9 protein-coding genes and 1 pseudogene are annotated in these 12114 nt (G+C 64.1%); 7 read left to right on the forward strand and 3 right to left on the reverse strand.

Features of this window, described 5'->3' with window-relative positions:
• Positions 1-159 precede the first annotated feature (159 nt).
• The 4 genes and pseudogenes from OCK01_RS12120 to OCK01_RS12135 all read left to right on the forward strand — a co-directional run.
• A pseudogene (locus OCK01_RS12120) lies at positions 160-2019 on the forward strand (tetratricopeptide repeat protein); the annotation flags it as partial.
• A 364-nt stretch (positions 2020-2383) separates the two neighbouring features.
• Positions 2384-3256, forward strand: a complete 873-nt coding sequence (locus tag OCK01_RS12125) for a 4-(cytidine 5'-diphospho)-2-C-methyl-D-erythritol kinase (protein ID WP_263824126.1) — start codon at positions 2384-2386, stop codon at positions 3254-3256.
• A gap of 1 nt (position 3257) precedes the next feature.
• Positions 3258-3806, forward strand: coding sequence for a molybdenum cofactor biosynthesis protein B (moaB, locus tag OCK01_RS12130; protein ID WP_263824127.1), 549 nt, complete (start codon positions 3258-3260; stop codon positions 3804-3806).
• On the forward strand, positions 3799-4287 hold the full coding sequence (locus OCK01_RS12135) for a DUF523 domain-containing protein (RefSeq protein ID WP_263824128.1): 489 nt from the start codon (positions 3799-3801) through the stop codon (positions 4285-4287). Before moaB ends, OCK01_RS12135 begins: the two co-directional genes overlap by 8 nt.
• Here the strand turns inward: OCK01_RS12135 and OCK01_RS12140 are convergent, their stop codons facing one another.
• A complete protein-coding gene (locus tag OCK01_RS12140; RefSeq protein ID WP_263824129.1) occupies positions 4288-4755 on the reverse strand; it encodes a plant virulence effector HPE1-like domain-containing protein in 468 nt (155 codons plus the stop codon).
• 80 nt (positions 4756-4835) lie between these two features.
• Positions 4836-6107: a phosphoribosylamine--glycine ligase gene (purD, locus tag OCK01_RS12145; RefSeq protein WP_263824130.1), complete on the reverse strand. Its 1272-nt coding sequence runs from the start codon at positions 6105-6107 to the stop codon at positions 4836-4838.
• 188 nt (positions 6108-6295) lie between these two features.
• Between purD and OCK01_RS12150 the strand changes: the two genes are divergently transcribed.
• The 3 genes from OCK01_RS12150 to OCK01_RS12160 all read left to right on the forward strand — a co-directional run bounded on the left by OCK01_RS12150 (position 6296) and on the right by OCK01_RS12160 (position 11421).
• Positions 6296-7102: a MipA/OmpV family protein gene (locus tag OCK01_RS12150; RefSeq protein ID WP_263824131.1), complete on the forward strand. Its 807-nt coding sequence runs from the start codon at positions 6296-6298 to the stop codon at positions 7100-7102.
• A 51-nt stretch (positions 7103-7153) separates the two neighbouring features.
• Complete coding sequence (ubiA, locus tag OCK01_RS12155) at positions 7154-8107, forward strand: 4-hydroxybenzoate octaprenyltransferase (RefSeq protein ID WP_263824132.1); 954 nt, start codon at positions 7154-7156, stop codon at positions 8105-8107.
• Positions 8108-8253: 146 nt separating this feature from the next.
• Complete coding sequence (locus tag OCK01_RS12160) at positions 8254-11421, forward strand: calcium-binding protein (RefSeq protein WP_263824133.1); 3168 nt, start codon at positions 8254-8256, stop codon at positions 11419-11421.
• 50 nt (positions 11422-11471) lie between these two features.
• Here the strand turns inward: OCK01_RS12160 and OCK01_RS12165 are convergent, their stop codons facing one another.
• Positions 11472-12038: a DUF6101 family protein gene (locus tag OCK01_RS12165; RefSeq protein ID WP_263824134.1), complete on the reverse strand. Its 567-nt coding sequence runs from the start codon at positions 12036-12038 to the stop codon at positions 11472-11474.
• Positions 12039-12114: the final 76 nt, after the last annotated feature.

The raw sequence follows: 12114 nt of genomic DNA on the forward strand, positions 1-12114 counted from the left end.
ATCGCCGGAATCGGAGCGCCTATCCGGATCTCTTGTGAGGGTCGGCGAATTGTGGTCTTAAGGACGCTCATGATTTGCGTCGTCGGCTTGCATGCCGCTGCCGGCGTCGCCACATGCGCAAGGCGGAATGCGCGGAGCGCATCAATGAAAGGCTGTCGAATGGCATTCTTGAACATCGGTCGGTTGAAGTTCGGCACGGCTCTTGGGCTGCTTCTTAGTCTGTCGACGCCGGTCCTCGCCGTCGAAGCCGCCAAGCCGGACGCGGCGGCCCCCGAGGTCAAGTTCGATATTTCGAGCGTCGACACGTTTTCCGGAGCGTTTCTCGCCGGACGCACCGCCGATGGCGATTATGATTACGAAAGCGCGATCAAGCTCTATCGCACGGCGCTGAAATTCGATCCGTCCAACCTCGAAGTTCGCGAACGGCTGATGATCTGCTTGTTCATGAACGGCGACTTCGACGAGGGCGTCGCCGAGGCGGTTAAACTCAAGGATGATCCGGCTGTCGAACGCATCGCCAAGATCGCCCGCGGCATCGACGCCATCCGCAAGAAGGACTATACCGAGGCCTATAAATTCCTGAAATACGAAGGCCCAAACGAGCTCGACCGCATGATCAATTCGCTGATCGTGGCCTGGGGGCAGTTCGGCGAGGGTAAGACCAAGGAGGCCATCGCCTCAGCTAATGGCCTCAAAGGCCCGGAATGGTTTTCGGTGTTCCGCAATTACACGGCAGGCATGATCGCCGCAGCCTCGGGCGATATCGAGACCGCGCGCAAGAAACTCGCGGAAACCGTCGCCAATCGCGAAGAGGGCACGGCGGCCAGCGATACCTATATGCGCGGCGTGATCGCATTGGCGACGCTCGAAGCCCGGGCCGGCAACCGCCAGAAGGCGCTCGACGCCATTTCCGCCGGCGAAGCCTTTGCGCCCGGCTATATTCCGCTGCAGGCGTTCCGCAAGAAGATCGAAGCCGGCGAGAAGCCGGAATTTGCGATCACCGACGCCACCCAGGGCATGGCGTCCGTGCTGTTCTCCGTCGGCGGCGCTCTCAACCAGTCGCTGTCGAGCGCGCCCGACCGGGCGAGCGCTCAGGATATCGTGACCTTTTATCTGGTGACGGCGAATGCGCTGTCGCCCGAGGATGCCGACACCGCCGTTCTGCTCGGCGGTCTCGCCGAAGCCAACGACAAGCCGGAAAAAGCGATCGAATGGTATCGCAAAGTGCCGGAAAATTCGATTCTTCGCCGCGTCGCCGATCTCCAGCTCGGCCTCAATCTGGCCGGCACCGGCAAGATCGAGGAAGCGCGCGAGCATCTGAAGGCGGCGATCGCCGCCGATCCGCGCGACACCCGCGCCTATCTCGCTTATGGCAGCCTGTTGTCCGACAACAAGGAATATGCCGAGATGGCCGCCAATTACGACAAGGCGGTCGAAGTCATCGGCCCCATCCCCAAGCGCACCGACTGGTCGATTTTCTTCCAGCGCGGCATCGCCTATGAGCGTCTGAAGAAGTGGGACATCGCCGAGCCGAATTTCCGCAAAGCGCTCGCGCTCTATCCGGACCAGCCTCAGGTGCTCAACTATCTCGGCTATTCCTGGGTCGATATGAACATCAACCTCGAGGAAGGCCTCGAGATGATCCGCAAGGCCGTCGATCTGCGTCCGGACGACGGCTATATTGTCGATTCGCTCGGTTGGGCCTATTATCGCCTCGGCCGTTATGACGACGCGGTGTCGGAACTCGAGCGAGCGACCGATCTGCGCGCCTCCGACGCCACCATCAACGACCATCTCGGCGACGCCTATTGGCAGGTCGGCCGCAAGCTCGAAGCTATTTTCCAGTGGAAGACCGCGCTCGAACTCAAGCCCGACGCGGACTTGATCCCCAAGATCGAAAAGAAGATTCGCGATGGCCTGCCGCCGGTCCAGGCCAGCGCGGAAACGACCAAATCGGTGACGGCGGTCGAAAAGAAGGCTGCCGAAGCCGAGGCGAGCGAGCCGGCCAAACAGGCTCCTGCCGCCGACGCGCCGTCGGCCGAGCCCGTTCCCGCCCAGCCTGCCGTCGCGCCCAAGGCGGAAGAAAAGCCTGCCGCGACACCGGTCGCGACCCCGGCCGTCACCGAGCCCGCCGCCATGCCAGGGGCCGCTGAAGCCACGCATACGGTCGTCGACGGCGACAGCCTCTGGACCATCGCCCGCGACCGTCTCGGCGACGGCGATCGTTTCCGCGAGATCCTCGATCTCAATCCGGATTTGAAGCGCAGGCCAGGCGCTCTGAAGCCCGGCCAGGTGTTGAAGCTGCCTGCGGCGAAGTGAATGAGGAGGGCCGCCGCAGAGGCGGCCTTTTTGCATGAGGCGCGCAAGCGCCCGAGGTCCCGTCATGATCGAAGAATTCGCGCCCGCGAAAATCAACCTCGCGCTGCATGTCACCGGCCAGCGCGCCGACGGTTATCATCTGCTCGATTCGCTGGTGGTCTTCGCGAGCGCCGGCGACCGCTTGACCATCGCGTCCGCCGAACGGGACCGGTTCAGCCTGTCCGGCCGTTTCGGGCCGGCTTTGTCTGCCGATGATCCCGGCAATCTGGCGCTCAGGGCGCGCGACGCGCTGCGGTCGAAGGCGGCCGCCATCGGCCGCGACGCCGGTCCCGTCCATATCCATCTCGAAAAGAACCTGCCGATCGCCTCGGGCATCGGCGGCGGCTCGGCCGACGCCGCGGCCGTCTTGCGCGGCCTGAACAGTCTGTGGAGCCTCGGTTTCGGCATGGAGGAGCTGCGGGATCTCGGGCTGCCGCTCGGCGCGGATGTGCCGATGTGCGTGGAGAGCCGGCCGCTGGTCGCGCGCGGCGTCGGCGAGGACATCACGCTTCTGGCGCGGTTTCCCGCTCTTGATATGCTGCTCGTCAACCCCCTGGTGGAGGTGTCGACGCCGGCGATCTTCAAGCGTTTGACGAACAAGACCAACCCCACTCTCAGCCTTCCCGGCGAAGAAGCAGGGTTCTCCGACTGGATCACCGCGCTCCAGGCTGCCCGCAACGATCTCCAGCCGCCGGCCGAACATCTAGCCCCGGAGATTGCAGAGGCCATGGCGCTGTTGACGTCAACAGCACCGCTTCTCGCCCGGATGTCCGGCTCCGGCGCCACCTGTTTTGCGCTCTATCCCGATCGAGAGAGACTATCGGCCGCGGCCCGCGCGCTTGAGGCGGAGCGACCAGACTGGTATTGGCAGGCTTGCGCATCCACGGGAGAATTCTGACATGTCTCGCATCGACGACACCAGGCCTTTCGTGCCGGTCGGCATCGCCGTTCTGACCGTTTCCGACACCCGCAGTCTCGCCGACGATCGTTCCGGAGACACGCTGGCGGCGCGCATCGAGGCGGCTGGACATCGGCTCGAGGCCCGCTCCATCGTCCCCGACGACAAGCAGGCGATTTTTGACCAGGTGAAAGCCTGGACGCTCGATGGGCGCGTCGATGTGGTCATCACCACGGGCGGCACCGGCTTCACCGGCCGCGACGTGACGCCGGAGGCGCTGGAGCCGCTGTTCGAGAAGCGCATGGACGGCTTCTCGGAGGTCTTCCACCGCATCTCCTACGACAAGATCGGCACCTCGACCATCCAGTCCCGCGCCACCGGCGGCGTCGCCAACGCCACCTTCATTTTCGTGCTGCCGGGCTCGCCCGGCGCTTGCAAGGACGCCTGGGACGGCATTCTCAAACTGCAGCTCGACTACCGCCATATGCCGTGCAACTTCGTGGAGATCATGCCGAGGCTCGACGAGCATCTCAGGCGCGGCAATGGATAAGATCCTGATCAGCGCCTGCCTTCTCGGCGCGCCGGTCCGTTACGACGGCAAGGGAAAGCCGCTCGCCCATCCGCTGATCGACCGGTGGCGAAGCCAAGGCCGTCTCGTGTCCTTCTGTCCGGAACTGGCGGGCGGATTCCAGACGCCGCGCCCTCCCGCTGAGATCGCTGACGAAGCGACGGGAGACGCGGTGCTCGCGGGTGAGGGCAGAGTGATCGATATCGACGGCGCAGACGTGACGGAGATGTTCGTGGAGGGGGCGCGCCGAGCCCTCGCCATGGCCCGCGCGGAACGCTGTCGTTATGCGCTGCTGATCGACGGCAGTCCGTCCTGTGGTTCGCTCAACATCTATGACGGCCGGTTTTCGGGTGGACGTCACGCCGGGCGGGGCGTCACCGCAGCGTTATTGTCGGCCCATGGCGTCGAGGTCTTTGCGCCGGTCGACATCGACCGGCTGGCGGCGCGCCTGTCGCTGGATTGATCAGGGCAGCCGCAATTGCAGCGCGCCGGGATCGAAGGCCGGCTCCGCGGCCTTGGTTTCTCCGATTGCCGGCGGCATTTCCTGCATGCCGGCGCTGACCGCCGACGTCGTGGCGTCGCGATCGATGGTCGGCGTCTCGGCGGGAGCGGGCTCTGTATCGGCCACGGCGGCGTCGAGGCTCGCCGGAACTTTGCTCACCATCACCACGGGTGATCCGCCCATCCACGCTTCGGTGCGATAGATCATCTTCTGGCCGTTGACCGTGCGGATCTCGATCTTCTGCTCGCCGGGCTTGAGAACAGGTCCGGTCGCCTCGGCCTTTTGTTCCGCGTCGGCTTCGGAGTCGCAGACGTCGCAGCGAATGAACTCGACGCTGCGATTGGTGCGATCCGTCGACTTCACGTCGATCGACCCGGCGAGAGCCGGAGCGGATACGGCGGCGAGTGCGGCGATGATGGCCAGACGCATAACGGGCTCCCGAAAACCAATTTCCGGGAGCATATGAAAAATCTCTTAAAGTCCGGTCAGCAACGCTGGTTAAGAGATCGTTACTTTCCCTCGCGCGCGACGGCGCGCCAGCCGATGTCGCGGCGGCAGAATCCGTTGTCCCAACGGACTTCGTCGATGGCGCGATAGGCCTTGCCCTGCGCCTCCGACACGCTGTCGCCCAGCGCTGTGACGTTGAGCACCCGCCCGCCGGTGGCCACGAGACGCCCGTCCTTCAATGCCGTGCCGGCGTGGAAGACATGCAGGTCCGCCGCATCCTCCGGCAGCGCCTCGATAGCCGTGCCCTTTTCATAGGAGCCGGGATAGCCCTTGGAGGCCATCACGACCGTCAGCGCCGTCTCGTCGCGCCATTCGACATGGGCGCTGTCGAGTTCGCCTTTGGCGGCCGCCAGCAGAAGCGGAAGCAGATCGGATTTCATCCGCATCATCAGCACCTGGCATTCGGGATCGCCGAAGCGGACATTGTATTCGATCAGCTCCGGACCCTTGTCGGTGATCATCAGGCCGGCGAAGAACACGCCGCTGAACGGATGCCCCATCTCCGCCATGCCGCGCATGGTCGGCTCGATGATCTCCTTCATCGTGCGTTCGACGAGCTCCGGCGTCATGACCGGGGCAGGGGAATAGGCGCCCATGCCGCCGGTATTGGGGCCGGCGTCGCCGTCGCCGACGCGTTTGTGGTCCTGGGCGGAGGCCAGCGCCAGCGCCGTCTTGCCGTCCGACAGCGCAAAGAAGCTCGCTTCCTCGCCGTCGAGAAACGCCTCGACCACCACTTCGGCGCCGGCTGCGCCGAATGCGCCTTCGAAGCAATCGTCGATGGCTGCGCAGGCTTCCTCGACGGTCATCGCCACCGTCACGCCTTTGCCGGCGGCGAGGCCGTCGGCCTTGACGACGATCGGCGCGCCCTGGGCGCGCACATAGGCCTTGGCCTTCGGCGCATTGTTGAAGCGCTGATAGGCGCCAGTCGGAATACTGAAGCGGGCGCAGATATCCTTGGTGAAACCCTTGGAGCCTTCGAGCTGCGCCGCCGCCTGAGAGGGGCCGAAGCAGAGAAAGCCTTCCGCGCGCAGCATGTCGCTCAAGCCTGCCACCAGCGGCGCTTCCGGCCCGAACACGATGAAGTCGATCGCGCTGCTCTTGCAGAAGGCGGTGACCGCTTGGTGATCGTCGACATCGAGGTCGACCAGTTCGGCGTGATCGGCGACGCCGGGATTGCCGGGCGCGGCATAGAGTTTGTCGAGAAGCGGAGATTGCGCCAGCTTCCACGCCAAAGCGTGTTCGCGCCCGCCCGAACCGATCAGCAGAACCTTCATGCGCAGTCTCCTTTTCCAGCTATCCGGCGGTTTAACCCGGCGGGCGGAAAGGTCAAGGCCTGGTTTAATCGGGATATGCGCAACTCAGCGTTAGACATTTGGTAACCAAATCCGTTAGGAAGGTTTTATCGTAAATGCCGGCATAACAGGCTCTGTCTCAATGAGGCGAACGCCAGTAGGAGGTTTCCTTGTCCCGTCGCGCCGTAGTTCTCGCCGCCGTTCTCGCCACGCTTCCGTTGTCCGCTCTGGCGGAAGACGGCCAGTATTTCTGGTCGGGAGACTGGTATCTGAAGGCCGGAGCCTCGGGCTTCGTCGCTCCGCGCTTCGAGGGATCGAAAAGCTATATCCTCCAGGCCTCGCCGATCATCTCGCTGAGCCGCCAGTCGGCCACGGCGCCGCGGTTTTCTTCGCGCGACGACAATCCCTCTTTCGCGCTGTTCGAAAACGACATGATCCGCGCCGGCATCACCGGCAAGTTGGTCATGCCGCGCGACCGCGACACGTCCGATGACCTCAAGGCGTTGAAGGCGGTGAAGTTCGGCCTGGAAGCCGGCGTGTTCGGCGAAGTCTATCCGACTGACTGGATGCGCTTCCGCACCGAAATCCGCCACGGCATCCGCAGCCATAACGGCGTGGTCGCCGATCTCGCGCTCGACGCCTTCGCCGACGTGACCGACACGGTGCGCGTCTCCGCCGGTCCGCGCCTGTCCATCGCCTCCGAAGATTATATGGACGCCTATTACAAGGTCACCAAGAAGCGCAGCGCCAAGCATGGCCTGGCGGCCTACGATCCCGATGGCGGCTTCAAGTCCGTCGGCTTCGGCTCGGAAGTGGTGTGGAAGGCGACGGACCGCATCGAGGCCGGCGTGTTCGGCCAGTACAACCATCTCGTCGGCCCCGCCGCCGATTCGAGCCTGGTTCAGGATCGCGGCTCCAAGGATCAGTTCGTGGTCGGCATCTCCACCAGCTACAAATTCGGCTTTGCGCTGCCCTGAGACCGAATGCGCGCTTGACGGCTGCATGATGTCATGGTCATGGCTTAGGTCATGACCAGCCAGATCTCCGACAACGGCCGCGTGGCCGACGCGCCTTCCGACAACTGGGTTTACCGCGCTCTGCCGCGCTGGGCCTGGCCCTTTGCGCAGCTGGCGCGCTGGGATCGTCCCATCGGCTGGCAGCTTCTGATGTGGCCCTGCTTCTGGTCGGCGGCGCTCGCAGCCAACGCCGCGCTGTCAGAGGGTCGTCCGGCCTTCTGGCAGTTGATCGGTCATCTCATCCTCTTCTTCATCGGCTCCGTCGCCATGCGCGGCGCCGGCTGCACCTACAACGATCTTGTCGATCAGGACATCGACATGGCGGTGGCGCGAACCCGGTCTCGACCTCTGCCGTCGGGCCGCGTCAGCCGTCTCAACGCCAAGGTCTTTCTGGCGCTGCAGGCTTTCGCCGGCCTCATCGTGCTGCTGAGCTTCAACGGTTTCTCCATCCTGCTTGGAATTCTCTCGCTCGGCGTCGTCGCCATCTATCCGTTCGCCAAGCGTTTTACCGACTGGCCGCAATTCTTCCTGGGCCTTGCTTTTTCCTGGGGCGGCCTGATGGGATGGGCGGCCGTGTTCGGCGGTCTGTCCTGGGCGGCCGTCTGGCTCTATCTGGCGGCGGTGGCCTGGACGATCGGTTACGACACGATCTATGCGCATCAGGACAAGGAAGACGATGCGCTCGTCGGCGTGCGGTCCACTGCGCGCCTGTTCGGCGACGCGACCAAGATCTGGCTGACGATCTTCTTTGCGCTGACCCTCGTTTTGCTCGCCTTCTCCTTCGGCGCGGCCGCCGTGTCTTTCCCGGCATGGCTCGGCCTTGTCGTGGCCGCCGTTCTGTTCGGCTGGCAATTGTTGATTCTCGATATCGACGACGCGAGCCAGTGCCTTGATCTGTTCAAGTTCAATTCCATTGTCGGGGCTGTTGTCTTCGCGGGATTGTTTCTATCTCTTCCCCTTGCGTGAGGCTTTCGGCTCTGTTGCATAATTGTGTGAAACTGACGGGATATTTGGAAAAGCTCTGTCATCCCGTATGGTTAAATTGACAGCCTATCGACCCTATGGGAAACAACGGTTAATTTTTTCCGTGATTTGCCGGGGTTTCGGGGCGCATGTCCAATTCTCAAACGCTCATAAATAAACTTCTCGATATTCCTTATTTCGCCGATCTGGTCGATGCCAACGGCGTCGATTGGCTGGCCGATCTTCTCGATGCGCTGGAAACGACCGATTATGACGTCGAGGCTCTGACCTCCGTCCTGTCGTCGGGAGACGAAGAAGAGGTTTCGAGCGAATTGACGAGCCTGGTCTCCGCCGCGTCCAACTCGATGTCCGACACCGATCTGACGGTCGACGTCGCGCCGCAGGCCGCTGGGTCCGAAGACGGCGCAGAGACCGCCGCCGTCGATCCCTCCTCCATTTCGAGCGCTGCCTCCGACCAGAATGGCGACGATGCCGATGAGACGACGACCGACGAGGTCGAAGACAAGGACGCCGAGGATGAATCGGACGGCGACTATGTGCGCTGGGACGGCGAAATCGTCTCTTCCTTCGCGAACAAAGCCGTGCCGGAGCCGACCTTCCCGGAAGACGACCCCGGCAAATACACCTATCTCAAGAGCCTCTATTACGAACGGCGCATGAGCCATGATTTCGGCGACTCCGCCGGGGACTTCGGCCTGAACGGCTTTTACCGCAAGATGAATCTCGGCGGCGGAGATGACCGGATCTTCACGACATCCGCCCAGAGCGATGATCGCTTCGTGTCCGACAGCTACCGCGTGTCCGGCGGCGAGGGCTCCGATACGCTGATCCTTCAGGAAGGCAAAGGCTTCGAGGTCAAGCTCGACGGTTGGTCGAATTTCGGCGCTTATGGCGGCTGGGTGGAAATTACCGAAGTCGAAAACATCGTCGGCTCGGCCGGCGCGGATACGATCACCGGCACCGACGGCGACAACATCCTCGAAGGCAGCGGCGGCGATGACACGATCATCGGTCTCAAGGGCAACGACACATTGACGGGCGGCGCAGGCGCCGACGCGATCACCGCGGGCGCTGGCGACAATGAGATCGACGGCGGCTCCGGCAAGGACGTGATCGTCGCCGACGCGGGCGACGATACGATCGACGGCGGCGCGGACGCGGATTCGATCGACGGCGGCGAGGGCGACGACGTCATCAAGGGCGGGTCCGGCGACGACACGATCGACGGCGGAGCCGGTTTGGACTCGATCGACGGCGGCGCTGGCAATGATGTCATCGACGGCGGCGAAGGCGTGAGCACGATCTTCGGCGGCGCCGGCGCGGATACCATCACCACGGCTGCCGCGTCTGACGTGATCGACGGCGGCGACGGCGCCGACGTCATCAGGGCGGGCGACGGCGCGAATTCCATCGATGGCGGTGCGGGGGACGACAAGATCGTCACCGGAGCGGGGGCCGACACGATCATCGGCGGCGAAGGTGACGATGACATCGACGCCGGGGCCGGCGACGCGTCGATTGCGGGCGGCGACGGCGATGACAAAATTACCGTCGGCGACGGCGATCTGCACAGCATTTATGGCGGCGCAGGCGACGACCGGATCGAGGTCGGCGCCGGCGACGGCGTTCTCGACGCCGGCAGGGGCTCCAACCGGATCATCGCCGGCGCGGGCGACCATACCGTCACCGGCGGCGAGGGTGACGACCGGATCGAGCTCGGCGACGGCGAGAATTCGATCTTCGGCGGCGCAGGAGCCGACACGATAAAGCTCGGCAAGGGCTTCGATACGATCGTGGCCGGCGATGGCGACGACACGATTTCAGCCGGCGACGGCGGCGCATCGATCTCCGGCGGCGCCGGAGATGATACGATCACGGTCGGCGACGGCAAATCCCACACGATTCTCGGCGGAACCGGCGACGACATCATCACGATCGGCGCCGGCGACGCCTTCCTCGACGCCGGCGCAGGCGCCAACCGCATCACCGCGGGAGCCGGCGACCACACGGTCGTCGGAGGCGACCGCAAGGACCGCATCGTTCTGGGCAATGGCGATAATTCCGTCGACGGCGGCGACGGCGCCGACACGATCATTCTCGGCAAGGGCTTCGATACGGTCATCGGCGCGGCCGGATCCGACGTCATCAGCGTCGGCGACGGCGGCTCTTCCATCAACGGCGGCGACGACGACGACCGGATCACCGCCGGATCAGGGTTCGATACGGTCGATGGCGGCGAGGGCGACGACGTCATCAATGTCGGCGACGGCGGCAGCACGATCGCGGCAGGGGTCGGCGACGATACGATCATCTCCGGCGCGGGCGTGGATTCCATTCTCGCGGGCATGGGCGCCGACCGGGTCGAAACCGGGGCGGGCGACGATTACATCGACGCGGGCGCCGGCGCCGATTTCGTCAAAGCCGGCGACGGCGACGACCGGATCTACGGCGGTGACAGCAACGACAAGCTGTATGGCGAGGCCGGCTCCGACACGATCAACGGCGACGCCGGCAATGACGTGATCAACGGCGGCGACGGCGACGATCGTCTCACGGGCGGCGACGGCTCCGACCTCATCGACGGCGGCGCCGGCAATGACACCGTGTCGGGCGGTCTCGGCGACGACACCGTGAACGGCGGCGACGGCGCCGACTCGATCGATGGTGACGACGGCAACGATGACATCGACGGCGGCGCGGGCAACGACGATCTCGACGGCGGCGCCGGCAACGACGATATCAGCGGCGGGCTGGGCAATGATCGCATCGTCGGCGGATTGGGCAACGATACGCTGTCCGGCGGCGACGGCGCGGATTACCTCTATGGCGGCGACGGCAAGGACATCCTGACTGGCGGCGGCGGCGTCGACACCATTTATGGCGACGCCGGCAACGACGTGATCGACGGAGGCTCCGGCGCCGACACGATTTCGGGCGGCGAGGGCGCCGACACCATCACCGGCGGCGCGGGCGCGGATTTCATGTCCGGCGGCGGCGGCGCGGACGTCTATCTCTACAGCTCGACCAAGGACAGCGGTCGCGTCGATTTGTTGGACTTCATCTCCGACTTCAATCTCGCTGAGGACAAGTTCGATTTCAGCGAGTTCAGCCGCGCCGACGAATTCGTCTTCAAGGGCGACGACGATTTCACCGGCGGCGGCACCGCCGAAATCCGCTACGAGAAATTGTCGGGCGACACGTTCGTCCAACTCGATCTCAATGGCGACGGCGTCGTCGACATGCAGATCCAGCTCGACGGATCGATCAATCTGACCTCGTCGAACTTCTCGTTCTGATCGTGATCAAGAATGGCGCCGTCGGGCGCCATTCTTTTGTCGGGATGCGCTCAGTCGCGGGCGAAGATTTCCCGGCCCTGGATTTTCATGCTCACGCCGAAGTCGCCGGTCTTGCGGCGCACCAGGAAGCGAGGGCGGCGGCTGGCGAAATAGGAGTGGCGACGACGCGGCTTGGCGGGCCGGGAGGCGACGTTCAACAGATGATCGTCGAGCTGTCGCGCGACGCCGTCGGCTTCCACCATCAACATGGGAATGCGATAGGCTTCCGACCAGGCGCGCCAATCGGCGGCGATGTCGTAGAGATCATGCGCCACCAGAAGCGGCACGCAGCAATTCGGGTCTGTGTGGTGAAGCTCCAGCGTCACCGTGACTTCGCCGTTTCCGTGATCGATGGCGCGGGCCGCAACGCCTGCGAAGACGCGGGAAGGAAGAGCGATGCTGAGGGGCAGACCGCTGCCGGGGAGCAAACGCCGCATCACGGCGCCGCGTTCGTCGAGCGTGACCGACACCTTGTCGTCAGTGCCGCCCACTTCATAGGTCAGTTGCTGGGGGAAGAGACCCGGATCGAGCCTCAAGACATCGGAAGCCCACGACGGTTGCATGACGGTGTTCTGCATTTTTCTTGACCCTGTTTTAGCTTGAGAGCTTCTGCTCTTCTCTGCGTTGGGACTTTGCGTCCTCTTTGATGGGGTC

Origin of the sequence: Rhizobium sp. TRM95796 (genome assembly GCF_025779995.1) — a bacterium.
In the GTDB taxonomy this organism is placed as follows: Bacteria; Pseudomonadota; Alphaproteobacteria; order Rhizobiales; family Rhizobiaceae; genus Rhizobium_E.

Bases quoted from the DNA above. Each gene is read 5' to 3' on its own strand.
- moaB (WP_263824127.1), top strand. From the start codon at position 3,258: ATGTCTCGCATCGACGACACCAGGCCTTTCGTGCCGGTCGGCATCGCC.
- OCK01_RS12165 (WP_263824134.1), bottom strand. From the start codon at position 12,038: ATGCAGAACACCGTCATGCAACCGTCGTGGGCTTCCGATGTCTTGAGG.
- OCK01_RS12135 (WP_263824128.1), top strand. From the start codon at position 3,799: ATGGATAAGATCCTGATCAGCGCCTGCCTTCTCGGCGCGCCGGTCCGT.
- OCK01_RS12140 (WP_263824129.1), bottom strand. From the start codon at position 4,755: ATGCGTCTGGCCATCATCGCCGCACTCGCCGCCGTATCCGCTCCGGCT.
- purD (WP_263824130.1), bottom strand. From the start codon at position 6,107: ATGAAGGTTCTGCTGATCGGTTCGGGCGGGCGCGAACACGCTTTGGCG.
- ubiA (WP_263824132.1), top strand. From the start codon at position 7,154: ATGACCAGCCAGATCTCCGACAACGGCCGCGTGGCCGACGCGCCTTCC.
- OCK01_RS12125 (WP_263824126.1), top strand. From the start codon at position 2,384: ATGATCGAAGAATTCGCGCCCGCGAAAATCAACCTCGCGCTGCATGTC.
- OCK01_RS12160 (WP_263824133.1), top strand. From the start codon at position 8,254: ATGTCCAATTCTCAAACGCTCATAAATAAACTTCTCGATATTCCTTAT.